At 70.1% G+C, this 24,356-nt stretch carries 24 protein-coding genes; 14 read left to right on the top strand and 10 right to left on the bottom strand.

The annotated features are described in order from the left end of the window. Positions 1 to 97: 97 nt before the first annotated feature. Positions 98 to 889: an SDR family NAD(P)-dependent oxidoreductase gene (locus tag VNW53_RS05220; protein ID WP_325554044.1), complete on the top strand. Its 792-nt coding sequence runs from the start codon at positions 98 to 100 to the stop codon at positions 887 to 889. A gap of 171 nt (positions 890 to 1,060) precedes the next feature. Beyond that, positions 1,061 to 1,426 carry a response regulator gene (locus VNW53_RS05225; RefSeq protein WP_325554045.1) on the top strand — a complete coding sequence of 122 codons (366 nt, stop codon included), beginning with the start codon at positions 1,061 to 1,063 and terminating at the stop codon, positions 1,424 to 1,426. Between the two features lie 225 nt (positions 1,427 to 1,651). Here VNW53_RS05225 and argS read toward each other — a convergent pair whose 3' ends face one another. Then, a complete protein-coding gene (argS, locus tag VNW53_RS05230; protein WP_325554046.1) occupies positions 1,652 to 3,424 on the bottom strand; it encodes an arginine--tRNA ligase in 1,773 nt (590 codons plus the stop codon). Then, on the bottom strand, positions 3,421 to 4,155 hold the full coding sequence (locus VNW53_RS05235) for a Tat pathway signal sequence domain protein (protein WP_325554047.1): 735 nt from the start codon (positions 4,153 to 4,155) through the stop codon (positions 3,421 to 3,423). The genes argS and VNW53_RS05235 overlap by 4 nt, the downstream gene beginning before the upstream one ends. 128 nt (positions 4,156 to 4,283) lie before the next feature. Here VNW53_RS05235 and ispH point away from each other — a divergent pair, with 128 nt between their 5' ends. From ispH to VNW53_RS05250, 3 genes are all read left to right on the top strand, one after another. After that, positions 4,284 to 5,237, top strand: coding sequence for a 4-hydroxy-3-methylbut-2-enyl diphosphate reductase (ispH, locus tag VNW53_RS05240; RefSeq protein ID WP_325554048.1), 954 nt, complete (start codon positions 4,284 to 4,286; stop codon positions 5,235 to 5,237). Positions 5,238 to 5,889: 652 nt separating this feature from the next. Continuing rightward, positions 5,890 to 6,327, top strand: a complete 438-nt coding sequence (locus VNW53_RS05245) for a DUF1236 domain-containing protein (protein ID WP_325554049.1) — start codon at positions 5,890 to 5,892, stop codon at positions 6,325 to 6,327. 289 nt (positions 6,328 to 6,616) lie between these two features. After that, positions 6,617 to 7,042, top strand: coding sequence for a hypothetical protein (locus VNW53_RS05250; protein ID WP_325554050.1), 426 nt, complete (start codon positions 6,617 to 6,619; stop codon positions 7,040 to 7,042). 97 nt (positions 7,043 to 7,139) lie between these two features. On the opposite strand, the gene VNW53_RS05255 is transcribed toward VNW53_RS05250, so the two are convergent. The 3 genes from VNW53_RS05255 to VNW53_RS05265 form a co-directional block, all read right to left on the bottom strand. Beyond that, the gene (locus VNW53_RS05255; protein WP_325554051.1) at positions 7,140 to 7,853 is read right to left on the bottom strand and encodes a hypothetical protein; all 714 of its coding nucleotides are present in this window, start codon (positions 7,851 to 7,853) and stop codon (positions 7,140 to 7,142) included. Positions 7,854 to 8,063: 210 nt separating this feature from the next. After that, entirely contained in the window at positions 8,064 to 9,128 is a 1,065-nt protein-coding gene (locus VNW53_RS05260; protein ID WP_325554052.1) for a class I SAM-dependent methyltransferase, read from the bottom strand. Between the two features lie 89 nt (positions 9,129 to 9,217). Further along, positions 9,218 to 10,807 (bottom strand): metallophosphoesterase family protein, encoded by a 1,590-nt coding sequence (locus VNW53_RS05265; RefSeq protein WP_325554053.1) that lies wholly within the window; start codon positions 10,805 to 10,807, stop codon positions 9,218 to 9,220. Between the two features lie 168 nt (positions 10,808 to 10,975). Here VNW53_RS05265 and VNW53_RS05270 point away from each other — a divergent pair, with 168 nt between their 5' ends. The 6 genes from VNW53_RS05270 (at position 10,976) to VNW53_RS05295 (ending at position 16,242) form a co-directional block, all read left to right on the top strand. Next, positions 10,976 to 11,626 (top strand): PEPxxWA-CTERM sorting domain-containing protein, encoded by a 651-nt coding sequence (locus tag VNW53_RS05270; RefSeq protein ID WP_325554054.1) that lies wholly within the window; start codon positions 10,976 to 10,978, stop codon positions 11,624 to 11,626. A 53-nt stretch (positions 11,627 to 11,679) separates the two neighbouring features. Beyond that, the gene (locus VNW53_RS05275; RefSeq protein ID WP_325554055.1) at positions 11,680 to 12,579 is read left to right on the top strand and encodes a LysR family transcriptional regulator; all 900 of its coding nucleotides are present in this window, start codon (positions 11,680 to 11,682) and stop codon (positions 12,577 to 12,579) included. A gap of 130 nt (positions 12,580 to 12,709) precedes the next feature. Continuing rightward, entirely contained in the window at positions 12,710 to 13,201 is a 492-nt protein-coding gene (locus tag VNW53_RS05280; protein WP_325554056.1) for a hypothetical protein, read from the top strand. A gap of 53 nt (positions 13,202 to 13,254) precedes the next feature. Further along, on the top strand, positions 13,255 to 14,409 hold the full coding sequence (locus VNW53_RS05285; protein WP_325554057.1) for a TDT family transporter: 1,155 nt from the start codon (positions 13,255 to 13,257) through the stop codon (positions 14,407 to 14,409). Positions 14,410 to 14,509: 100 nt separating this feature from the next. Then, entirely contained in the window at positions 14,510 to 15,748 is a 1,239-nt protein-coding gene (locus VNW53_RS05290; RefSeq protein WP_325554058.1) for a molybdopterin-dependent oxidoreductase, read from the top strand. Then, positions 15,745 to 16,242 carry a hypothetical protein gene (locus tag VNW53_RS05295; RefSeq protein WP_325554059.1) on the top strand — a complete coding sequence of 166 codons (498 nt, stop codon included), beginning with the start codon at positions 15,745 to 15,747 and terminating at the stop codon, positions 16,240 to 16,242. The genes VNW53_RS05290 and VNW53_RS05295 overlap by 4 nt, the downstream gene beginning before the upstream one ends. Positions 16,243 to 16,259: 17 nt before the next feature. Here VNW53_RS05295 and VNW53_RS05300 read toward each other — a convergent pair whose 3' ends face one another. Further along, positions 16,260 to 17,474 (bottom strand): hypothetical protein, encoded by a 1,215-nt coding sequence (locus VNW53_RS05300; RefSeq protein WP_325554060.1) that lies wholly within the window; start codon positions 17,472 to 17,474, stop codon positions 16,260 to 16,262. A gap of 188 nt (positions 17,475 to 17,662) precedes the next feature. Between VNW53_RS05300 and thrB the strand changes: the two genes are divergently transcribed. From thrB to VNW53_RS05315, 3 genes are all read left to right on the top strand, one after another. Then, the gene (gene thrB, locus VNW53_RS05305; RefSeq protein ID WP_325554061.1) at positions 17,663 to 18,640 is read left to right on the top strand and encodes a homoserine kinase; all 978 of its coding nucleotides are present in this window, start codon (positions 17,663 to 17,665) and stop codon (positions 18,638 to 18,640) included. Further along, the gene (gene rnhA / locus VNW53_RS05310) at positions 18,637 to 19,089 is read left to right on the top strand and encodes a ribonuclease HI (RefSeq protein ID WP_325554062.1); all 453 of its coding nucleotides are present in this window, start codon (positions 18,637 to 18,639) and stop codon (positions 19,087 to 19,089) included. Before thrB ends, rnhA begins: the two co-directional genes overlap by 4 nt. 69 nt (positions 19,090 to 19,158) lie before the next feature. After that, entirely contained in the window at positions 19,159 to 19,635 is a 477-nt protein-coding gene (locus VNW53_RS05315; RefSeq protein WP_325554063.1) for a MarR family winged helix-turn-helix transcriptional regulator, read from the top strand. A gap of 42 nt (positions 19,636 to 19,677) precedes the next feature. Here VNW53_RS05315 and VNW53_RS05320 read toward each other — a convergent pair whose 3' ends face one another. The 4 genes from VNW53_RS05320 to VNW53_RS05335 all read right to left on the bottom strand — a co-directional run. Next, on the bottom strand, positions 19,678 to 20,085 hold the full coding sequence (locus tag VNW53_RS05320; protein WP_325554064.1) for a hypothetical protein: 408 nt from the start codon (positions 20,083 to 20,085) through the stop codon (positions 19,678 to 19,680). 202 nt (positions 20,086 to 20,287) lie between these two features. Then, entirely contained in the window at positions 20,288 to 22,540 is a 2,253-nt protein-coding gene (locus tag VNW53_RS05325) for a TonB-dependent receptor (protein WP_325554065.1), read from the bottom strand. A 237-nt stretch (positions 22,541 to 22,777) separates the two neighbouring features. Then, on the bottom strand, positions 22,778 to 23,830 hold the full coding sequence (locus tag VNW53_RS05330) for a hypothetical protein (RefSeq protein WP_325554066.1): 1,053 nt from the start codon (positions 23,828 to 23,830) through the stop codon (positions 22,778 to 22,780). Positions 23,831 to 23,907: 77 nt separating this feature from the next. Further along, positions 23,908 to 24,356: hypothetical protein (locus VNW53_RS05335; RefSeq protein WP_325554067.1), on the bottom strand; the 449-nt coding region annotated here is incomplete at its 5' end.

Here is a 24,356-nt window from a genome sequence, read left to right on the forward strand (position 1 = left end):
GGTTCGCGCCCGTCGCTGCGATCGGTTGGACGGCGGCCGGGGCGTTCCTATCTGGGCTGGCGCGGCCGGGTGGCGGGACAAGAGAGGTTCGAGTCACATGGATCTGAAGCTGAAGGACAGGCTGGCGCTGGTGAGCGGCAGCACCGCCGGGATCGGGCTGGCGATCGCCCGGGCCCTGGCCGCGGAAGGCGCCCGGGTGATCGTCAACGGGCGCACGCAGGCCGCGGTCGACGAGGCGGTGGCGCGGTTGCGGTCGGAGACCGGCGCCGAGGTCCTGGGCTTCGCCGGCGACCTGACCCAGGCGGCCGACGCCGAGGCGCTGGCGGCGCGGCATCCGGGGGTGGAGATCCTGGTCAACAACCTGGGGATCTTCGAGCCCAAGGCGTTCGAGGACATTCCGGACGCCGACTGGACGCGGTTCTTCGAGGCCAATGTGCTGAGCGGGGTGCGGCTGGCGCGGCTCTACCTGCCGGCCATGCGGGCGGCGGACTGGGGCCGGATCATCTTCATCTCCAGCGAGAGCGCGGTGCAGATCCCGGCGGAGATGATCCACTACGGCATGACCAAGACGGCGCAGATCGCCGTGGCCCGCGGCTTGGCGGAAGCCGTGGCGGCGACCGGGATCACGGTCAACAGCGTGCTGCCGGGGCCGACGCGCTCGCGCGGGGTGGAGGATTTCGTCGGCGTCCTGGCCGAGCGCGAGGGCAAGTCGTTCAAGGCCTTCGAGGCGGAGTTCTTCGAGACGGTCCGGCCGACCTCGCTGATCAAGCGGTTCGCGACCCCGGAAGAGGTCGCCGCGCTGGTGGCCTATGTGGCGAGCCCGCTGGCCTCGGCCACCACCGGGGCTGCGCTGCGCGTCGACGGCGGAGTGATCAAGAGCGCCTTCTAGCCGCGCCGCGCGAACCTGCGCCAAGTTTCGCCATGATCCTGTGGAGATCGTGCGATCCGGCGGATCGCTTGAACAGCATCTGCTTGGCGGTGCTTGGAAAAAAGCCCTTGGTGTCGGGAACCCGACGCGGGCGCTGCCGGTTGGCGTTGGTCGAGGTTCGTGGGTGGTCGCATGGCGCGCGTGCTGGTGGTCGAGGACCATCATGAAATTGCGGAGTTGATCCGCGAGGTCCTTGAGGACGCCGGGATGCAGACGGTGTGTGTGGAGAGCGACCGCGACGCCTATGCGGCCCTGAGCGGGGGACCAGGCTTCGAGGCCGTGGTGCTGGACATCAACCTGGGGTCGGGGACCACCGGCTACGACATCGCGCGCCGCGCGCGTTCGGCCTTCCCGAAGGTGGCGGTGGTCTATGTGAGCGGCCAGACCTCGGCGGAGTCGTTCCAGGCGTTCGGGGTCGAGGGCAGCGACCTGATCCCCAAGCCGTTCACGCCGGACGAGGTGCTGGAGACGCTGCAGCGGCGGCTGCCCGGGGCGTGACCCGGGCCTGCGGCCTGACGGTGGTGGGTCCGAACCATCCGGAGCGGCAGCCGCCTCTCCCCCAAGCGCAGCGAGAGAGGGAGAGGGTAGGGAGAGGGCGGCTGGATTTGTCGGTCTCTCCCGGGTCAGGCGAGGGCCCTTGACCTACCGCCGGTGGCCGCGTTGTTTTGCGAGCCGCCCTCTCCCTACCCTCTCCCTCTCGGCTTCGCCGGGGAGGGGCGTTGGCTACATCCGCTCCGGGACGGCGATGCCGAGGACGTCCAGCGCGCGTTCGAGCTGGGCGAGCGTGGTCTGGGCGAGCGCCAGGCGGGATGCGCGGGTCGCGGGCTCGGCCTGCAGGATCGGACAGGCGGCGTAGAACTTGGAGAAGGCCTGGGAGAGCCGGTAGGCGTGCTCGGCGACGGCGTTGGGCGCCTGGCGGTCGTAGGCCTCGGCGAGCGCCGTTTCGAAGGCGTCGAGGGTCAGCACGAGCTCGCGCTCCGTGGGTTCGGCGACGGCGATGGGGCCGGGCATGACGCCTTCTTCGGCGGCGCGGCGCAGCACGGATTTCACCCGCACCGCCTGGTAGAGCAGGTAGGGGCCGGTCTTGCCCTCGAAGCTGGTGAAGCGGTCGAGGTCGAAGACGTAGGAGGTGCCGCGGAAGTTCTGCAGGTCGGCGAACTTGAGCGCGGCGACGGCGACCTTGCCGGCGATGTCCTCGAACTCGTCGGCGGGCAGGTTCTCGCCGAGGCCCGCTTCGTGCAGGCGTTCGCGGGCCTTGGTCCGGGTCATCTCGATCATGTCGGCGAGCTTCAGGACGCCGCCCTCGCGGGTCTTGAAGGGCTTGCCGTCGGTCCCGTTCATGGTGCCGAAGCCGACGTGCTGGAGCTGGCCCTCGGTGGCGTAGCCGGCCAGGTAGGCCGCGCGGAAGACGATCTCGAAGTGGTCGGCCTGGCGCTGGTCGACGCAGTAGATGACAAGGTCCGGATCGAAGGCGCGCTTGCGGTCGAGGATCGTCGCCAGGTCGGTCGTGCCGTACATGGCCGAGCCTTCGGAGGAGACCACCAGCAGGGGCGGCAGCTCGCGCTTGTCGCCGTCCCGGGCGACGCGGATGATCCGGGCGCCCTGGTCGTCCACGAGGAGGCCCTTGGCGTCGAGCTCGGCGACCATGGGGTCGATAAGGTCCTCGACGTCGCTCTCGCCCTTCCAGAGGTCGAAGTCGACGCCCAGCGCGTGGAAGTCGCGCTGCAGGGCGACCTGGGTCACGTCACGAAACCGCTGCCAGAGCGCGAAGTAGCCCGGCCGGCGGTCCTGCAGGCCCGCGGTGATCTTGCGCGCGCGGTCGCGGTAGTCGGCATCCCCCTTGCCCTTGGCGGCGGCCTCCGGATAGAGCCGGTCGAGGTCGGCCAGGGTAACGGCGTCGAAAGCCGAGGTGTCGGCCTCACCGCCGGCGTTGAGAGCCTCGACGGCGGCGGCCACCGCCGGGCTCTCGTCCATGGCCGCGCCGATCAGGAGGCCCATCTGGTAGCCCCAGTCGCCGAAGTGGGCGTCGCCCAGGACGGTGTCGCCGCGAAAGCGGTAGAGGCGCTTGATGGACTCCCCGATGATCGAGGCGCGCAGGTGGCCCACATGCATGGGCTTGGCGACATTGGGGCCGCCGTAGTCGACCAGCACGCGGCGCGGCTGGGCCACGGCTGAGGCGCCCAGGCGCGGGTCGTCGGCTATGTCTTGGGCGCGGCGCGCCAGCGCGGCGTCGGTGAGCTTCAGGTTGATGAAGCCGGGGCCGGCGATCTCGACGGCGGCCAGGCGGGCGTCGCCGGCCAGGGCCTCGGCGACGGCGGCCGCCAGCTCGCGCGGGTTCCGGCCCAGGCGCTTGGCGGCGGCCAGGGCTCCGTTCGACTGGAAGTCGGCGAGGTCGGGGCGGTCGGAGGCGGTGACCCGCCCCAGCTCAGGCGGCAGGCCAAGGCCCGCGAAGGCGGCCTCGACCGCTTCGCTTAAGGCCCCTTTGAGGTCGCTCATCGGCGGGGCTGGGTGTCCCCGGCGGCGGCGACGGCGGTCGCGCCCGTGGCGTTCACCCGGAAGCGTTTGCCCAGGCGGTTGAACTCGGCCATCTGCGGCGTCACGTCGAAGCCCACCAGCACCTCGAAATTGGCGCCCGAGGTGGTCTGGGTGCCGCGCGGGATGACGATATTGTTGATCGCGTCGTTCATGTAGACGCGGTCCTTGCCGGCCGGGAAGCTCACCGGCAGGTCGAAGTTCTGGCGAGTGATCACCTCGCGGTTCCGATCAGTGACGGCGATCCAGTAGTGGTAGGTCTTGGTCGTAGCCGTCGCCTGGGGGCCTTTGCCGAGCTCGAACAGGATGTCCATGGTGACCTTGATCGGCTCGTCGTCCTTGTATTCGCAGCCGGCCGAGATGCCCTGGATCTCGCCGGAGAAGCCGACGTTGGCCGAGGCCTCGCGGCCGTCCTTGAACTCCACGTAACGGCTGGCGTCGTAGAGCGTCTTCACGAACGGGCAGGGGCCGGAGTTCTTCAGCGCCGGCAGGGCGGCCTTGCTGTCGCCCCACTCCTTGTCGCGCTTCTTCTTCTTGGCGTCGTCCTGCGATTGCCCCTGGTCGCCGCCGGGACCGCCGCCGCCGGGGCGGCCGCCGCCGCCGCCAGGACCGCCGCCGCCGCCATACTGGGCATGGGCCGCGAACGGGGTCGCGACCAGGAAGGCGCAGGAGCTCAGGATGATCAGGCGGCGCATGACGGGCGTCCGTGGCTTTCGAAAGCGGCGCGCGCAAGGCGCGGGCCAGTTAGCGCCTAAGTACAGCCTGGAGACTGTGGCGGCAACGCGGCTGGCGGCCACGCCCCGGACCCCTTAACCTGTCGGCGATGTCGCACATCTCCGTCGCCCGTCCGTCGCTCACCGTCCTGCTGGCCAGTCCACGCGGGTTCTGCGCCGGCGTCGACCGGGCGATCCTGATCGTCGAGCGGGCGATCGGCCGGTACGGCGCCCCGGTCTATGTGCGCCACGAGATCGTCCACAACCGCCACGTGGTCGAGCGGCTGAAGGCGCTGGGCGCGATCTTCGTCGAAGAGCTGGAGGAATGCCCGCCGGACCGCCCGGTGGTGTTCTCCGCCCACGGGGTGCCCAAGGCCGTGCCGGCGGAGGCGCGGGCGCGCAAGATGCTCTTCCTCGACGCCACCTGCCCGCTGGTCTCCAAGGTGCATGTGGAGGCCGGCCGCCATTTCGAGGCCGGCCGCGAGATCGTGCTGATCGGCCACGCCGGCCATCCGGAGGTGGTCGGCACCATGGGCCAACTGCCCGAGGGCTCCGTGACCCTGATCGAGACCGTGGAGGACGCGGCCGCGTTCACGCCGAAGGACGCGGCCAACCTGGCCTTCATCACCCAGACGACGCTGTCGGTGGACGACACCGCCGAGATCGTGGCGGCCCTGAAGGCCCGGTTCCCGCAGATCGCCGCCCCGCACAAGGAAGACATCTGCTACGCCACCACCAACCGCCAGGAGGCGGTGAAGACGGTGGCCGAGCGCTGCGACGTGCTGCTGGTGCTGGGCAGCGCCAACTCCTCGAACTCCGTGCGCCTGGCCGAGGTGGGGCGGCGCGCCGGGACGCGGGCCTACCTCCTCGACGACGCGAGCGGGCTGAACCTGGCCTGGCTCGAGGGCGTGGCGACGGTGGGCGTCACCGCGGGGGCCTCGGCGCCGGAGATGCTGGTGCAGGGCGTCCTCGATCGCCTGGCGGAGCGCTTCGATCTTGCCATCGAGGAGATCGACGCCGCCCGCGAGACGGTGACCTTCAAGCTGCCGAAGGTCCTTGCATAGGCAGCGAACCCCCGGAGGCGCCGAAGAGCGCGCGCGGACTCGCGTCGATCAAGCATCCAGCATCAATATACGCGCGACCGCGTTCACCACGACACGCGATGACCTTAATTGATTAGTGAACGACGGGGCGACGTGCGCTTTTACATGGTGGAGGACGCCACCATGACTTGCATGAGGTTCACGATCTCAGAGGAAAACTCGGGATGGTTTGTCGGAGGGCGCGACAGGTTCGGGCCGTTCTTCTCCAAACAGCGCGCCGTCGACCTGGCCGAGGGCATGGTTTCGGCCCTGCGGGCGATCGGAGAAGACGCCGAGATGCACATCGCCGCGCATCCTGATCCCCACCCTCTCGCCTCGGCGCCGAACCTGGCGGAACGGCTGCGCTCCAGCCCGCCAGCCCCGCGGGCTCATATGGGCGCCTGACAGAAGGGCGTCGCGGCCTGCGGGCCGGGGTGGCTGGCGGACCCGATGCGCCGTTGCGAGCGTAACGGACTGAGAATTACTTTCCATGTCGACCGTGATTCAGCCATTGGCGCTGTTCTGGAAATATGAAATCAAGCAGAATTAAGTTGTATGCAAATATAAGCCGCACGCGGAACCGAAGATATTACTGGGTGTTTCGGGCTTACCCCAAGACATTCGGAGATCTTCAATGCGTACGAAACTGCTTTTCCTGAGCGCCAGTCTGTCCGTGACCCTGGCCCTGCCCGCGTTCGCCCAGAGCACCACCTCGACGACCGTCACCACTGAGAAGTCCCACGCCGGCGCAGGCGCGGGCGTCATCGGCGGCGCCGCCACCGGAGCCCTGGTCGGCGGCCCTGTCGGCGCGGTGGTGGGCGGCGTGATCGGCGCCGTGGCTGGCTCGACCCTGGATCCGCCCGCCGAGGTGAAGACCTATGTCCGCACCACCCACGTGGATCCGGTGATCTACAACGGCCCGATGGCGGTCGGCGACGAGCTGCCCTCGACCGTCGTGGTCTATGAGGTGCCCCGGTACGAGCGCTATCGCTGGACCTATGTGAACCACCAACGGATCCTGGTGGACCACAACACCCACAAGATCGTCTCGGTGATCAACGACGACCAATAGGGACAGGCCGGCTCCGGCCGGTTGCGAAAGGATGGCCCAGGTTCTCGCCTGGGCTTTTCTTTGCCTGCGTTCGGGCGGCGGACGGCGTGCGACAGGTCCGCGTCCCGATCGATCGCCGATGACGGTTCCGACCCGAAGCGGACTCTCGTTTGGCCAGGCCATGGCGTGTCGGCGCGCGTAGGGGGCGAACCTTCCCCGACCACCCGCCGTGATTGCTCTTGGCTTGGATATCAAGCTATACTTTAGCGGGAGACGTCAGTCTCATCCTCTGGCCGTGAAGGAGCATTCGATGCTTTGGCGAGCCGGTTTTCTACGCGTAAGCGCCCCTATCCTCGTCATCATGCTCGCGGCGCTGTCCGTCGCCGGCGGCGTCGGGCGATCTGTGGCGGCGCCCGCCTGCCGTATCGCCGGCGTGAATCTGGCGTCGAAGACGCTCGAAGAGGGCAGTCACCACTGCACGGCGGAGGACTATGCGGTCACATGCGATCACGCGGTCACGAAGCACCAGGCCGGGTTCGACGCCGACTGCAAGAAGGCCTGCGAGCCCTACGTCAAGAAGAGGGAACGGCCCCTCGAGGAGCCTGCGGTCAAGTGCGCTGCAAACCCGGTGGAGGTCACGATCGACGCGTTCGACCAGGCCAAGCACTGCAAAGAGGTCCGAGGCGGCGCCATGGTGAGTTGCACGGTCTATCCCAAGTGCACGTGCGATCCGTAGGACCTATCCCAGCATGCGACGTTGGTCCGCAAGCCGCCGTTGAAGGCGGTCGCGCGGCCGGCCTTCAAAGCCCGGCCGCGCTCGCTATCCGCCCTGGTCAGAGTTGCGGCGTCACCTTGGTCGTCGTCGTGACCGAAGAGGTGGCGGCCGGACTTGTCGTCGTGTGATGCGTCACATGCGTCCGCGTGGACCGATGGGCGCTGGCCGGCTGCTGGGTCGTGACGGTCGTTTCGACCTGAGGCGAGGAGGGAGGCTGGGCGGCCAGGGCGGCGGAATTGCGCGCGGCCGCCGCGTCGGCCGCCGAGCTTGCCGCCGACTGCTGGGCGGCTTCGGCGCGTGCGTTGGCCTCGGCCGCCTGCTGCTGCGCGGTGAGGGCCTGCTGCTGAGCGGTCGCCGCCTGGTCCTGGGCCGCGGCGGCCTGATCGTGGGCGGCGAGCACTTGATCGCGCGCCGCGGCGATGCCTTCCCGCTGGGTCTCCCGCGCAGAAGCCACGGCCTGGTCCTTGCGCCGCTGCAGCTCGCCGATCGCGGTGTCGGCGAGCGCCGAGGCGCGGATGGCTTCCGCGATGGAGGGCGACTTGTGGCCGGCCTCGAGATCTTCCTTGGCCATGGCCAGGGCCGCCCGAGCCTCGGCCGTCTCGCGTGGCAGCTCGGTGCTGGCGCCAATGGATTCGGCGGTGTGGATCTTGGCCTCCGCGGCGGCGATGGCTTCGCGTGCGCGGTCGGTCTTGCCGGCATGGGCGGGCGTTGTGACGGCTAGGGCCATGGCGCTGGTCGCCAGGAGCGATGCGAAGGTCATTTTACGAAACATGATGTTCTCCCGCCATGACGACCGCGGCTGCTGCTTATGCCGCTGGCATGGCTTGCTGTTTGCGTGCCCCGTCCAACGGCCCACACGGACAAGGGTTGCAAATCCGCCAAACAGCCGGAGCGGCCGGAGCTCAGGATTTGGCGCAACGAGGCGCGAGGCTTCTTCCCCGGCCAGGCGGGGCCGCATGGGCCCGTCACGGCGTCCCTAGCCTTAGGCGCGGGCCTCCAGCACCATGTTGAACGGGCCCTCGGTCGCGCGACGGACGCGGGTGAAGCCACCGTCCCGGATGACCTCGGTGAGCCGCGCCTCGCCCGCCTGGGCGCCCAGGGCCTCGCCGACCTCCTGATCGAGCGAGGTGGGCACGCAGATCATGGTCGAGGCGTTGTAGTAGAGCCGCCCCACCGGGTTCAGGTTGTCCGCGGGGCGGTCGCCGGCGACCGGCTCCACGACCATCCACGTGCCGTCGTCCTTGAGGATCCGCCGCATGTGGCGCGCGCAGCCCCTTGGGTCGCCCATGTCGTGCAGGCAGTCGAAGGCCGTCACGAGGTCGAACCCGGTGTCCTCGATCTCCTTGACGCTGGCCGCCTCGAAGCCGACGCGGTCCGAAAGGCCGTGGGCCTTGGCGTGCCGCCGGGCTTCCTCCACCGAGGGCTCGTGGAAGTCGAAGCCGACGAAGCGGCTGTTGGGAAACGCCTCGGCCATCAGCAGGGTGGAGAAACCCACGCCGCAGCCGATGTCGGCGACCTTGGCGCCGGCCTTCAGCTTGTCCTCCACGCCGTCGAGGGCCGGCAGCCAGTTCTGGACGATGTTGTTGACATAGCCCGGGCGGAAGAACGCCCCGGTCGCGCAGAAGAGGCACCCGGCGGAGTCGCCCCAGCGAACGCCGGCCCCGGTCCGGAACGAGTTCTCGACCTTCGGTTCGCCCTCGATCATCGCCGCGGCGATGTCGAACGCTCCGGCGAGGTAGACGGGGCTGTCCTTGGCCGCGAAGACCATGGCCTGCTCCGGCGAGAGGGAGAAGGTTTCGGCCGCCGGGTCGTAGTCGACATAGCCGTTGGCGGCCTGGGCCAGGGCCCATTCGCGCACGTAGCGCTCCGTCAGGCCGCCGGCCCGCTCGGCGAGCTGGCCGGCGGTGGCCGGGCCGCCCGCGTGCAGCGCGTCGAACAGCCCCAGCCGGAACCCCAGCCGCGCCGTGGGCACGCTGAAGGCGCCCCCAAGGTCGCCCAGCATCTTGCCGACAAATTCGTTCAGCTTGTTTTCGTCGAGGATCGCCATCGCCGTCCTCCCGCCCCATCCAAGGCGCCGACGCTGTCGCGAACGCCCTCCGGACGCAAGTTACGTAACGGTGATATTCTCCTGCCAACTCAGTCGCGGCGGGGGCGGCGCAGGGTGAAGGTCTCGAAGGCCGCAAGCCGGCCGTCGGTCCCCACCACGTCGTAGTAGGTGACCTTGATCGTGGTGAGGTCGCCGGGGCGCGCGCCCGGGTCGACGGCGAAGGCGGCGAAGCCGTAGGCGTGGGCGGCGTTGCGCACCGCCGACCACGACGCCGGCTCGCGCACATAGACCGGCGGGCGGCGGCCGGTCTGGGCGTCGGGCGGCCCCACGGCGGTGATCACCCGGCACTGCGGCGGGTCGAAGAACAGGTCGTTCGAGGGCCGGGACGTGCCGCCGCCGCCCAGCACCATGTGGACACAGCCCCGGGTGGTGTCGATCACGTCGGTGGCGGTCGCCGCGGCCCGCGGCGTCAAGGTGGCGTTCGGCTCGGCGCCGCGCAGCGGGTGCGAACGCTCGTAGTGGTGCTCGTGGCCGCAGACCACGAGGTCGACGCCGTAGCGGTCGAACAGCGGCGCCCATTCCTGGCGGATCCCGAGGTCGGCGCCGTTGAACTTGTCGGCGCTAGAGATGGCGACCTGGTGCATGCAGACCACGATCCAGTCGATGTCGCGGTTGCGGCGCGTGGCCGCCAGCTCCGCCTCCAGCCAGGCCTTCTGGGCGCCCGACGAATAGCCGCGGACGTAGCTGTCGCCGCCATCCTGGTAGGCGACGTCGTCGTTGGCGATGCTGACCACCCGCACCGAGCCGACGGTGAAGGCGTACCAGAGCCCGCGCGTGAGCTCCGTCTGGCCGGCCGCCTCGGGGACCTGGAAATAGGTCTGATAGGCCCGGTAGCCGATCGGCCCGTTGCCGAGCTCGTTCTCGTGGTTGCCGGGCGAGGGCATCCACGGGCGGCGGCTGGCGCTGCGGCTGTTGTTCGCCCAGAAATCCCACCAGGCCCGCACGCGGTCGTGGGCGAGGTTGGCGTAGCAGAGATCGCCGTTGAACAGGTGGAACAGGGGCGCCACGCGCTCCACGCCGAGCGTCGTGTCGGCCCCCGCCGGGGCGCCGAGGTTGTCGTTCACCCAGAGCGGCCCCGGGAGCGTCACCCCCGCGGGCGGGACGTATTCGCGGCCGAGCGTCGGCGTGCCCTGGTCGCCGAAGCTGGTGAAGGTGAACGCCGCGCGTCCCCGCGGGGCGGTGCGGAAGGTGGCGAACTGCGGCGTCGCCCCGTCATGCAGCGCCCCGTAGATGTAGGGTGTGTCGGGACGCAGCCCGCCGAGCTTCGCATGGTGGGCGTAGACCACCTGCCCGGACTTGCCGTCCACGTAGCTGACCGTCGCGGCGGCGGCCTGCTGCTCGAGCCGGCCGTCCATGCGCCCCAGCAGGACCCGTGGATGGTCGACCGGCTGCAGGGTGTGCCAGGAGACCACCATCTGCGACGCGGCGTCCGCGCCGAACTGCAGGTGCAGGCCCGCGACCGGGGGCGTCGTCGCCGGGTCGGACGTCGCGGGCGCGGCCTCGGCGGGTCCGGGCGTGGCGAGGGCTCCGGACGCCGCTGCGCCGGCCCCCAGGCCCGCGGCCGCCAGCAGCCGGCGTCGGCTGATTTCGAATTCGGATCCGGTGTCGGGTGAGGTCATGGGCCAGATCGCCTCGGGATTCGCCGAAGGGACCTATCCCAGCTCCGCGACAGTTCGGCAAACCGGCCCGCGCGCGATCTTCGCCGGACACTCTTCCATGTTGACGCGCGGCGCTTCGAGGTATCACGTATAACAACGTTCGATGGGCATCGGTCTTGGGAGGCTGCGATGACCCTCAGAGCCCTGGCCGCCGCGGCGGCCGCCGCCCTCGTGGCCGGGACCACCCTCTCCGCAGGCAGAGCCGAAGCCGCCGGTCAGGTCTCGATCCAGATCTTCGGCGACCCGATCATCAATGTGGACGAATGCACCGACGGCTGCCAACTCAGTCTCCTGTTCCAGGTCCGCAACAATGGGCTGGTGAATTCGGTGATCAGCCTGGGGCTCATGACGACCACCGTCGAGGGCGTGCCCGGCACCGACATAACCAACGACGTGCTGACGGCGGGGCCGACGGGGCAGGCCTTCCCCGGCTCGTGCGGCACGGCGCTGGAGGCCTTCCAGTCCTGCTTCATCAACGCCCAGTTCAATGTCGTCGACGCCGATCCCTTCGACCAGGATCACGACGACGCGCACGCCGACTGGGGGGCCTGGCTCGTGCAACTGCATGTGCCCTGGGTCGTGCCGCAACCGCCATGCGATCCGGCGCGGAGTCCGACAGGGGACGTGTGCAGCGGGACGCAGGCCAGCCCGTTCTACGACGTGCACGTCAACGACGACCGGGCACCTGTCCCCGAGCCGGGGGCCTGGGCGTTGCTGATTCTGGGCGCGGGGCTGGCGGGCGCTGCGCTGCGCCGACGCCGGGCGGTCGTCGCGGCATAGAAGGCGGTCGAGGGATATCTGGCGCTGTGGCCAAGCCGGGCTAGGGTCGGCGCATGACCCTGGAACAGCTCCGCATCTTCGTGGCCGTCGCCGAGCGCCAGCACATCACCCGCGCCGCCGAGGCGCTGAACCTGACGCAGTCGGCGGTCAGCAGCGCCATCACCACCCTCGAAGGCCGGCACGGAATCGCCCTGTTCGACCGGGTCGGGCGCGGCATCGTCCTGAACCAAGCCGGCGAGGCCTTCCTCGACGAGGCCCGCGCCGTGCTGGCCCGGGTCGCGGCCGCCGAGGCGGCGCTGGAGGACCTGAGCGGGCTGCAGCGCGGGCGCCTGTCGATCCACGCCAGCCAGACCATCGCCAGCTACTGGCTGCCGCCCCGGCTCGCGGCCTTCCATGCGAAGTATCCCGGCATCGGGCTCGACGTGGCCATGGGCAACACCGCCCAGGTCGCCCGCGCCGTCGCCGAGGGCGCGGCCGAACTCGGCCTGGTCGAGGGCGAGGTCGACGACCCGGTCTTGAGCCGCTCGGTGATCGACCATGAGCAACTGAGCCTGGTCGTGGGCCGCAGCCACCCCTGGGCGTCGCAGGCGCCGGCCAAGGCGCTGGATCTGACGGCGACCTCCTGGGTGCTCCGCGAGCCGGGCTCGGGGACCCGCTCGTCGTTCGAGGCCGCGCTGGCCTTGCGCGGGCTGAGCCTGGCCGACCTGACCGTGGCCATGGTGCTGCCGGGAAACGAGGCCGTCCGGGCCGCCGTCGAGGCCGGCGCGGGGGCGGCGGTGATGTCGGCCAGCGTCGTGGCCCTGGCCGTGGCCAGCGGCGCCCTGGTCGCCCTGCCGCTGGACCTGCCGCCGCGCGCCTTCCACCTCCTGCGGCACAAGCAGCGCTACCGCAGCCGGGCCGGCGACGCCTTCGTCGAGATCGCCAAGGGGTACGCGGGGCGGGAGACGGTCTAGGCGGATACGTTCGATCAGATCGAACGTTCATAGCTGTCATATCCGTTGGAATAGAACGATCTCCGCGCCCACCTTTGTGGTCAAGGAGCGCGCCGCAGCTTGCGGCCGCCACTCCCGACCGGAGTGAGCCATGACCGCCATCGACCAATTCGCCTCGCCGCTGATCTTGCGGCGCGCCTGGGCGCCGCCCGCGCACACCGTCCTGTCTCCCCCGCCGGCGGCGTCCGATCGGCCGTTCGAAGAGCTGCGGCGTGCGGCGCCTGAGCTTGGAGTCAGCGGCGTCCACCCGAACACCGTCGTGGCCCTGGTCGCCCTCTATGCGGCGCTCCTGCTGTCGTTCTGGCTCTTCTTCGGGACGCTCGAGACCGCCCTGACGCTGGGGGTCATCACCGTGTTCGGCATCCTGTACTTCGGCCTCATGGCGGGCGGCGTCCTGGTCGCCGACAGCGCGCCGCGCAGCGTTCGGGGACGCAGCTTCGGCGACTTCCTGGAGGGCCGGGTGCTGGTCGCGACCGGCTGGATCGCGGGCCGGGAGGCGCTCGCGCAGATCCTCGTCCTGCCCGCCGCACTGGTGCTCGGCGGGACGACTTTCGGACTGATCTGGCGGCTCACCGCCGGCTGACGCCTCCGCCCCGACACCGCCGCCCTGCAACGCCTACGTCCCGGATCCAGATCATGACCGACACCGTCCAGCTTCGTCCCGCGTCCCCCGGCCTCAAGCCGTCTCCCAGCCTTCCGAGCCTGCGCGAGGTCGTGCGGCAGTTCACGCCCAACTGGTTCGCCGTGACCATGGGGACGGGCATCCTGGCGCTCGCGCTGGCCCAGTTTCCCATGCCCGTCCCGGGCCTGAAGGCGGTCGCCGAAGGGCTGTGGGTCTTCAACATCGGCCTCTTCACCCTGTTCACCGCGCTCTATGCGGCGCGCTGGACCTTCTTCTTCGACGGCGCGAAACAGGTGTTCAGCCACTCGGTGATGTCGATGTACTTCGGCTGCGTCCCGATGGGCCTGGCCACGATCGTCAACGGCTTCCTGGCCTTCGGGATCGCCCGTTTCGGGCATGCGGCGGTGGACATCGCCGAAGGGCTCTGGTGGCTCGACGCGGGCCTGGCGCTGGTCTGCGGGATCGCTGTCCCGTTCCTGATGTTCACCCGCCAGACCCACGCCATCGACCAGATGACGGCGGTGTGGCTGCTGCCGGTGGTGGCCGCCGAGGTGGCCGCCGCCAGCGGCGGGCTGCTGGGGCCCCACCTGGCCGACGCCCACCATCAACTGACGGTGCTCATCGCCAGCTATGTGCTGTGGGCCTGCTCCGTGCCGCTGGCGATGGGTATTTTGGCGATCCTCGTCCTGCGCATGGCGGTCCACAAGCTGCCCCCCGCCGGCATGGCCGCCTCGAGCTGGCTGGCGCTTGGGCCGATCGGCACCGGCGCCCTGGGCCTGCTGGTGCTTGGCGGCGCGGCCCCGGCGATCTTCGCGGCCAACGGCCTCGGCGACTACGGCGCCGCCGCGCGCGGCATCGGCCTGGTCGGCGGGCTGCTGCTGTGGGCCTACGGCCTCTGGTGGGCGGCCATGGCCGTGCTGATCACGCTCCGCTACCTGCGCGAAGGCCTGCCGTTCAATCTGGGCTGGTGGGGCTACACCTTCCCGGTCGGCGTCTACACGGTCTGCACGCTGAAGCTTGCGGCCCTGCTTCCGATACCTACGTTCGGTGTCTTCGGCGCCGCCTTGGTGATCGCGCTCGCCGCCATATGGCTGGTGGTCGGGGCGCGGACGGTGAGGGGCGTCTGGCGCGGCGAACTCTTCGTGTCGCCCTGTCTGCAAGGAGACTGACGTCGGCGCGGACCGACCCGCAAAGCCCGGATCCCCCTGTGCTTCCTGTTGAGTTCGTCGGGCTGGGCCGCGCGCCATGTCCGGATGAAGGACGAAGACCATGAATCGGACGGCGAAAGACCAAGTCCCAACGACCAGTCGCCGAGACTTCCTCCTGGGCGCGGGCCTGGTCGGCGCGGCGGGCCTCGCGACGCCGGCCTGGGCCGAGCAGATCGTGGACCTCGGCCTGCCCGGCGGCCCCTCGAAGCGGCCCCTCACCAGCGCCTTCCCCGGCAAGAGCAACATGATCCTGCAGCGCACGCGCCCGCCGCTGCTCGAGACGCCGATGGAGGTCTTCGACCAGGGTGTGTTCACGCCCAACGACCGGTTCTTCGTGCGGTGGCACTGGGCGGTGATCCCGACCTCGGTCGACGTGACGAGCTTCCGCCTGAACGTCCACGGCCATGTCAGCCGTCCGCTTTCGATCACGCTTGCCCAACTCCTGGCCATGCCGCGCGTGCAGCTCGCGGCGGTCAATCAGTGCTCCGGCAATTCCCGCGGGCTGTTCCAGCCCCGGGTGGCCGGAGGCCAGTGGGCGCACGGCGCCATGGGCAACGCCAGGTGGGTCGGGGTCAGCCTGCGGCACGTCCTCGACCTGGCCGGTGTCCAGCCCGGCGCGATCGCGGTGCGGTTCGGGGGCCTCGACGAGCCGGTGGTTCCCACCGCCCCGGACTTCACGAAGTCGATCGCCATCGACCACGCCCGCGACGGCGAGGTGATGCTGGCCTTCCTGATGAACGGCGAGCAACTGCCGCTGCTGAACGGCTTCCCGGTGCGCCTGATCGTACCGGGCTGGTACTCCACCTACTGGGTCAAGATGCTCAACGACATCGAGGTCCTGGATAAACCGGACGACGGCTACTGGACGGCCAAGGCCTACAAGATCCCGGACACGCCCTTCGCCAACGTCGCGCCGGGGGCGACGGGCTTTGCGACCGTCCCGATCAACCGGATGGTCCCGCGGGCCTGGATCACCAACCTCGCGGACGGCGCCACGGTCGCGGTCCAGCCGTTGTTGCCGGTGGGCGGCCTCGCCATGGGTGGCGACGCCGGGGTCGCAAAGGTCGAGCTGTCGGCCGACCAGGGCCGTAGCTGGGCGCCCTCGACGCTCGGGCCGGACGAGGGCAAGTACAGCTTCCGCCGCTTCGACGGCGCGGTCCGCATCGCGGGCCGGGGGCCCGTCGCCCTGATGGCCCGCTGCACCAACACCGCCGGCGTGACCCAGCCGATGACCCCCAACTGGAACCCCGCGGGCTTCATGCGGGGCTGCGTCGAGACAACCCATGTGGTGCTGGCATGACGCAGACGCCGAATCCCCCTTCAGGGGCCAAGACCCTGCTGATGGTGTTCGCCATCGGCGCGGGCTTCATCGTCCCCGTTCTCCTGGCCCGGGATGCGTTCCAGGCCAGCCTGGCCGAACATCCGGCGGTCCCGGCAGCGGCCCAGGCCGCCGCCCCCCCGTCGCAGGTCTCGGCGGGCGGCGTCGCGCTCACCTCGGTCAGCGTCCAGTTTCCGGACGACCAGCCCTATCCCAAGGGGCCGGGCGCCGACGTCATGAACGCCAACTGCACGGCCTGTCACTCGGCCAACATGGCCCTCAACCAGCCACGTCTTTCGGCGGCCGACTGGAAGGGCGAGGTCGAGAAGATGCGGGGGACCTACAAGGCCCCGGTCGCGGACAAGGACGTGCCGGCGATCGTGCAGTATCTGACCGCCATGAGCGACGCCCTGGGACCCGCGGGCGCGCCGGCGGCAGGCGCGCCGTCCCGGACGCCCTCGGGGCTCACCGGATAGGGCCGCAGGCTTCGAGCCTATCGCGCGTGCCGGGCCGCCGCCGTAGCCGCGTTCAGCTTGCGGATACGCTCCTCGTAGAGCCGCGCCAGGCGGTCTGGGTCGGAGACGCTGTTGCGGGCGTCGCGCCAGGCGAGCTGCCGCTGGCGCAGCAGGGTGCGATCCTGGTGGGCCGCCAGGGCCGCGGCGTAGGCCTGGCGCAACTCGCCCTGCAGAAGCTGCAGCTTCGGGTCGCCGCAGATCGTGCGATCCGCTGGCGTGGCCGCCCCCGCGCAGGCCCTGGCCCCGCCGCGCGCCGGCCGTTCCAGGGCGGGCGGGGCGGTATCGGCGGCGGAGTCCGCCTCGGCGCTTCGCGAGGCCGGGGCCGGCGATTCGGTCGCCGCCGCGTCCGGCGCGCGGGTGGGCCCCTGGGCGTCGGGCGGGGTGATCGGCGCCGCGCGGAGATCCGGGCCGGGCGGCGCGGCGGGCGGCGCGGGCTGGACCTCGGGCGCGGGCTCGGCGGCGCTGGCGCTCGGAGCCGGCGGCGTTTCGGGCGGCGCGGGCGCGGGCGTGAGCGCCGCAGTCTGGACCTGGGCGGCGGCCGGTGCGGTGGGCGATGACGGCGCATTGCGGACGAGGACGGCGCCCCACCAGCCCAGGGCGAGCCCTATGGGGATGCCGAGCGCCAGCCCTGCGACCAGCCCCAGGCGAGGCGGCCGAGGTGCGGAACGGCCTGGCTTGTCCTCAAGGTGCATCCGCAAGCCCGGGTCTTCGGCGTCCGCCGCGTCGTCCCGCGGCGGCTCCGCATCGGCGTGCCAGAGGCTGAGCGGACGGTGCGTCTCCAGGGGCGGCGGAGATTCGAGGTCGAGGGCGGCGACCGGCGCGGCGGCTTTCGAAGCCGGGGGCTGCGGCGGCGGCGGCGTCTTGCGCCGAGACCGGCGCTCGGCCGGAGCCTGGGGGGCGGGCGGCGGGGACGCCCCGCCGACGGCCTCGGCGTCCCGGACCGGGGGGCGCCAATTCGGCAGCGGCGGCAGGTCGTCGTCCGTCTCTGCCGCCTCGTCGAGCTCGACGTCGACGTGGCGCGGCTCGGCCGGACGGCGCAGCATGAACGGACGGCGCTCGCCCCCGGCTTCCCGGCGCGCGGCCATTTCCTGGAGGACGGTGTAGGACAGCGCGGCGTCGCCGCGCCGGCGACTCGAATCCAGCAGTTGCCGGAGCTCCTGCCCGTTGAGGGTGGAGAGGTTGACTTGCGGCATCGATAGCCGTCCTGGGCGCATTTCAATTCCAGTCGCCAGCGCCCGTCACTTCACCAGCGGCCCCAGTATTACGTCGGTCGGCCACAGAGGGAAGGCTTATCGCGTGCCGAGACTGCGACGGAAGGTCCGCCCGGTCCTTTGCTGCAACGCGACTTGACCGCCTCGGCGACCTCGCCCATCCCGGCGCCATGGCGGTCTATACCGATATCACCGACGAGGAACTGGCCGGGCTGCTGGCCGACTTCGACCTGGGCCAGGCGCTGAGCCTGAAGGGCGTGGCCGAGGGCGTCGAGAACTCCAATTTCCTGCTGGAGACCGAGGCCGGGCGGTTCTTCCTGACCGTCTACGAGCGGCGGGTGAAGGCCGACGACCTGCCGTTCTTCCTGGAGCTGCTGCGCTGGATCGCGGGCCGCGGGTTCCCCAGCGCCACGCCGATCGCCGACCGCGAAGGGCGGATCCTCAAGGCCGTGCGCGGCAAACCCTGCGCCATCGTCTCGTTCCTGTCGGGCCTGGCGGTGCGGCGGCCGAGCGCCGCCCACTGCCGCGAGGCCGGGGCGGGCCTGGCGGAGCTGCACCTGGCGGCGGAAGGCTTCCCGCGGACCCGAGCCAACGACCTGGGGCAGGCGGCCTGGGCGCCGATGTTCTCGGGCCTGGCGGGGGCGGCGGAAGGGCTGAAGCCAGGCCTGGCCGCGACCATATCGTCCGATCTCGAACTACTGGCCGGCCGCTGGCCGAGGGACCTGCCGACGGGTATCGTCCACGCCGACTTCTTCCCGGACAACGTATTCTTCTCGAAGGGGAAATTCGCCGGCGCGATCGACTTCTACTTCGCCTGCGAGGACGCCCTCGCCTACGACGTCGCCGTCGCGCTCAACGCCTGGTGCTTCGAGCCGGACGGCAGCTTCAACATCACCTCGGCGCGCCAGTTGGTTGCCGGGTACGAGAGCCGCCGCAGGTTGTCCGATCTCGAACGAGCAGCCCTGCCGATCCTGGCCCACGGGGCGGCCATGCGCTTCTTCCTGACCCGCCTGCACGATTGGGGGGCGACGCCGGCCGGGGCGCTGGTGAAGCCGAAGGACCCCCTGGAGTACGAACGCAAGCTCGCCGTCCACCGCGCCGCGCCGGACCTGGTGCTGTTCGGCGCGCCCCAGGGCGCCGCCAAGTGACGCCGAAGGTGGTGATCCATACCGACGGCGCCTGTTCCGGCAATCCGGGCCCCGGCGGCTGGGGCGCGGTGCTGCACTATGGTGACAAGGAGAAGGAGTTGCGCGGCGGCGATCTACAGACCACGAACAATCGCATGGAGCTGATGGCCGCGATCCAGGCGCTGGAAGCGCTGAACCGGCCCTGCAAGGTCGAACTCCACACCGACAGCCAGTACGTCCAGAAGGGCATCCACGAGTGGATCCACGGCTGGAAAAAGCGCGGCTGGCTGACCGCCGACAAGAAGCCGGTGAAGAACGACGACCTGTGGAAGCGCCTCGACGCCGCACGCCTGCGCCACGAGGTCGACTGGCGCTGGATCAAGGGCCACGCCGGCCACGAGTTCAACGAGCGCGCCGACGCCCTGGCGCGCCAGGGGATGGAAGAGACCCTCGCGGCCGCCGGCAAATAGTTCAATATCGAAATTGTTCGGCTTCGCAGTTGGAGTATCATCGTTCAAATTTGAACGATGGAGGCCCGCATGGCCGCCGAGCCGGAAGACCACCCCGACGTCCAGGTGTTCGACGAGATCCGCTACATCGAACATCTGGTGAGGACCGCGATCACCCGGAAGCTCCCGGTGGGCCTGACCTATCCGCAGTTCGAGGTGATGAACCTGCTTTCGCGGCGCGGCGACGGCATCACGCCGCTGGCCATCGCCAAGGCCCTGCAGATGACCAAGAGCGGCCTGACCAACACCCTGCAGCGGCTGGCGGCGCGCAAGCTGATCCACGTGGAGAACTGCCAGGCCGACGGGCGCAAGAAGCGCGTCTGGCTGACGGGCGAGGGGCGGCAGTCCTACATCCAGTCGATGATCGCCATCCGCCCGCGCATGGAAAGCCTGCGCGACGGCTTCACCCAGAAGGAGTTCCGCGAGGCCCTGCCCTTCCTGCGGGCGCTGCGCACCTGGCTGGGCGAGATGCACGAGGCGCCGCAGAGCGAACTGCGCAAGGCGTGAGCCCCGGCCAGGGCGGGCCGAGGCTCACGCACCGACCAAGCCCTACTGCTCGTCGCGGATCTGGTCGACCAGCCGGTCGAGCTGGTCGAGACGCGCCCGCAGCCGCTCGCGGTCATCGCCGGGCAGGTTCCAGCCGTGGACCTGGTATTCGCGCGCTTCCGAGGTCTGGATGTCCCGCAATTGGCCCATGAGGTCCCGCGCGTCGTCCCGCTCGATGAGGTCCTGACGGACCCCGTCCTGGATCTCCCGGCGGATGTGATCCTCGATCCCGCGAAATTCCGGATAGCCGGCGAAGCGCCAGCGGCGGTACCAGTCGCCGCGAGGCTGGCCGTCGTACTGGGCCATATAGACCTGGCCGGCGACGGGCGCGTAGCCCTGCTGGGCGCCGGCGACTCCCGGCGCGGCCAGCGCCACGAGGCCAAGGGCCACAAGTCCTGCTGTCTTCAACATCGATAAGTCCTCCGATTGCCGTTCGGCTTGTTTCAGCCGCGCAACAAGTTGGAGGGCCGCGCATGACGGCGTTCGGAACCGGCCTGTCAGGATCGGTTCATGGCTGGGCCGCGCCTGGCGTTAGAACGGCGTCCCTTCTCGACGATCGGGAGCGAGACCATGGGCCGGCCCCGGGGTCCGAGGCCGGCCGGGAAGTCCCGGACTAGAACTTGGTCTTCACCTCGACGCCGAAGGTGCGCGGGTCGTTCACGAAGCCGGTCAGGTTGTTGAAGTCGATGCCGCCTTCGAGCTGGATGCGGTTGGTGATGTTGCGGCCGAAGAAGGCGGCTTCCCACTTGTCGCCGGCGGCGCGGTAGCCAAGGCGCACTCCGCCTTCCAGCATGTACTGGCCGGTGAACTCCTTGGATTGATAGAGGAAGAAGCTGACCGAGGAGCGGTAGGCCCAGTCGGTGAAGGCGAAGAACTCGCCGTCGCCATAGGGGATCGAGTAGGTGGCCGTCACATTGCCGATCCAGCGCGGGGCGTTGGGCAGGTTGTTGCCGTTGATGTTGACGGTGCCCGGTATGGCGCCGGCGGGGTCCAGCACCGTGCAGCCGTCGCCGCAGGGCTGGGTGGTCAGGTTCGGGTCGTCGATCCTCGTGTGGTTGTAGGACAGGCCCGCGGTGAAGATCAGCCGCTCGATCGGCTCGGCCTCGCCGTCGAACTCGAAGCCGTAGCCCTCGGCGTGGGCGGCGTTGATCAGCCGGTTGAAGTTGGCGCCGCCGCCCACCGCGGTGAGCTGCAGGTTGTCGACCTTGTAGTAGAAGACGTCGGCGTCGATGCGGGCGCGATGGTCGAAGAGGTTCGACTTGAAGCCGCCCTCGTAGGACATCAGCGTCTCCTTGCGGGCGACGGAGATGGTGTCGCCGAACAGCAGGCGGCCCTGGATCGAGGGCGCGCGATAGCCCTTGGCCGCGCGGGCGTAGAGGTTGGTGTTGTCGTCCAGGGCGAAGGTGGTGTTGACGTTGAACGAGACGTCGTCGCTGGTCGGGTTGGCCCGCAGGACCGGCGTCGCGCCGCCGCCGATCGGCGAGATGAAGCGCTGGGCGAGGAAGTCCTTCTGGTCGTTGGAGTAGCGAAGGCCGCCGCCGACCGTCCACCGCGGGGTCAGCTTGTAGTCGGCGTTGCCGAACAGCGCCCAGGAGGTGGTCTTCTGGTGCTGGATGGCGAAGCCGTCCAGGGCCCCGCCCGCCAGGGTGTTGTAGTCGAAGCTGTCGATCTTCACGTCCTCGAAGAAGTAGAAGGCGCCGACCGTGTAGCTGAGCGCGTCGCGCTTGCCGGCCAGGCGGACTTCCTCCGACCACTGGGCGTGATAGGGCAGGCCGTCGGCGCTTTCCGACGGGAAGGGGATGAAGCCCGGCCCGGAGGGCGGGGCGAAGGCGGCGCCGAAGCCGCCGTCGATGTCGCCGTGCGACAGGGTGGTGACGTGCTCGTAGGCGGTGATCGAGGTCAGCACCGGGCCGCCGAAGTCGTAGTTCATCTTCAGGCTGCCGCCGGCTTCCTTGACCTTCTGGAAGGAGCGTTTCTGGGCGTCCTGGGCGATCTTCTCGGGGTCGAAGCCCGGGACCAGGTCGTTGGTCCCGGGGGTGATGATGTTGGCGCGGAAGATCTGCGGCGTACCGTCCAGGTGGAAATAGTGGAGGTTGGCGAGCGCGTTGAACTCCGGCGTCGGGGTGAACAGGAGCTGGCCGCGCAGCGCGTATTCGTCATAGCCGCCGGTGGCGTTCTTTTCGTGGGTGAAGGTGTTGTCGATCCAGGGGTCGCGGTGCTGGTAGAGCGCCGAGAAACGGCCCGAGAGGGTGTCGGCGATGATCGGGCCGCCGACCGCGCCCTCCAGGTTGACGGTGCCATAGGTGGCCACCGAGGCCTGGCCGTAGCCGCCGAAGGTCTGGCTGGGCTTCACGGAATCGAACTTCAGGACGCCGGCCGGGGTGTTGCGGCCGAACAGCGTGCCCTGGGGTCCGCGCAGGACCTCGACCTGGTCGATGTCGAACAGCGGCACGCCCTTCAGGATCGGGTTTTCCAGGACCACGTCGTCATAGACGAAGGACACCGGCTGGGAGGCGTTGAGGTCGAAGTCGGTGTTGCCGAGGCCGCGGATATAGGGCCGCGGGAAGGTCCGGCCGAAGCTGGATTCCAGGAGCAGGCTGGGCACGCGCGCGGACAGCACGCGGATGTCGCCGCCGGAGGAGCGGATCACGTCCAGCTTCTCGCCGCCGATCGCGGTGAGCGACTCAGGCACGTCGTTGATGTTCTCGGCGCGCTTCTGGGCGGTGACGATGATCTCGCTCAGCGCCGTGGCGGACGGAGCCGCATCGGCGGCGAAGACCGGCGTGGCGCAGGCCCCGGCCAGGAGTGCGGCGGCCACGGCCGAGCTGGTGACGAGCGCCGTGCGGCGCGAGCAGTTTGCGGACACTGGAAAATCCCCCTTTTCGGAACGCGGCCGAATCTGTGGCGACGCTTGGGGGGACCTTTACTCGCGTGACACAAAACGGTCATGCGCGGAGGCGTCGAAACGCAACACAGCCCTGAGCTGTGACCAAAAAGCCATCACGGCTGGCGGGTTAACGGCCGCAAGCTACGGGGCCCGTCCGGAGAGGCCGGGCCCCTGTGGAGCGCGAGATCGCCTATCGGCCTCTCGCCGGCGTCGGTGCTACTTGCCCACCACCAGGATCGAGAAGGAGCCCGGCAGCATCGGGCCGCGGCGGGGCCGGGCGGGCGGAGCGCCAGGGGCCGGCGCCGGGGCGGGCGGGGGCGGGCCGTATTCGGCGGCGATCAGCAGCACGTGGCCGGTCTTGGCGTCGAGGGTCAGGGTCTTGGCGCCCGGCACGGTCTGGACGGTCTGCTCCACCGTGAAGCTGGTCGGGCTGAGCTCCTTGATGACGGTCAGGGTGCCGTCGCCCTGGGAGCTGAAGGCCTCCTTGGTGGCGGGATTGAAGGCCGCGCCGTCGGTCCCGGCGCCGATCGGCAGGACCGAGAGGATCTTGCCGGTCTCGGAATCCAGCATGGCCATCACCGCCGGATTGCGGCAGGCGACGAACAGCACGTGGGTCTTGGCGTCGAACGCGAGGCCCGCGGGCGTGCCGCACTTGCCCTCGAGGCTGTAGGCGCCGGACTTGGTCAGGGTCTTGGTGTCGACGACGGCGATCGCGTCCTTGTCCTCGAGGTCGACGAAGAGGTGGCCCTTGCCGTCGACCACCGACTGCTCCGGGGCGCCGCCCACGTCGACGGTCCCGGCCAGCGACCCGTCGGCGGCGTTGAGCACCGTGACGTTCGGCGCGGCGTGGCTGAGCACATAGATCCGGCCCGAGGCCGGATCGCCCAGGATGCCGTCCGGGAAGCCCTGCACCTCGACGGTCTTGGCGGGACCCGTCGACTTGGCGTCCCACATGGCCACCGGCTTGGAGCTGGCGAAGGCGTGGCCCGACTTGGGGTCGACCGCCACGCCGTGGCCGCTGACGCCGGCCACCTCGCCGGCCGGGGCCAGGGTGTCCAGGTCGAACACCGACACCCGCGCGCCGGGCCCCGAGCGCGGCACGTAGAGCTTCCGCCCGGCCGCATCGGCGTAGACGTAGTCGAACCCGCCGTCGCCGCCGACCTTGACGGTCTTGAGCAGCTTGTAGGGGCCCGCAGCCGGCGGCTGGGCCAGGGCGGCGGAGGCGGCCAGGCCGATCGCCAGGGCGCAGGTGGTCATCAACAGACGCATGGAAGGGCCTCTTGTGGCTGGCGCCCGTGGCGGGCGCCTCGGAAAACGTTCAAGCGCAGTTTGCGCAGGATTGCGGCTCAGGGCGCAAGCCCCTTGAGGAAGATGCGCGTCACCCGGCGGGCGTGATCCTCGATCATCCGGTCGGTGACCGCGTCCAGCATGCCGGCGCCCAACCGCAGGCTCCATTCCCCCTGCGCCATGGCGACGAACAGGGAGACGATCTCCAGCGGATCGTCGTCGAAGGCGATGTAGCCCTGGTCGCGGCAGCGCAGGATGTAGTTGGCGAATCGCTTCCGCTCTTCGGCGATGGCCTTGCCCACCAGCCGGGCGGCCTTTTCGGCGGAGTCGCCCACATCCATCGCGCGGGTCAGCGGCGCGATCGCCAGCACGAAGCGGATGGAGTCCTCGGCGACGATCGGCAGGACGTTGGCGGGCGACGGGTCGGCCTCGGCGGCGGCGGCGGAGCGGCTGGTCATGCCGTCGAGGCGTGCGGCGAACAGGGTGCTGAACAGGGTCTCCTTGTTCT

The organism is Phenylobacterium sp. (genome assembly GCF_035569475.1).
Taxonomy (GTDB): Bacteria; Pseudomonadota; Alphaproteobacteria; order Caulobacterales; family Caulobacteraceae; genus Phenylobacterium.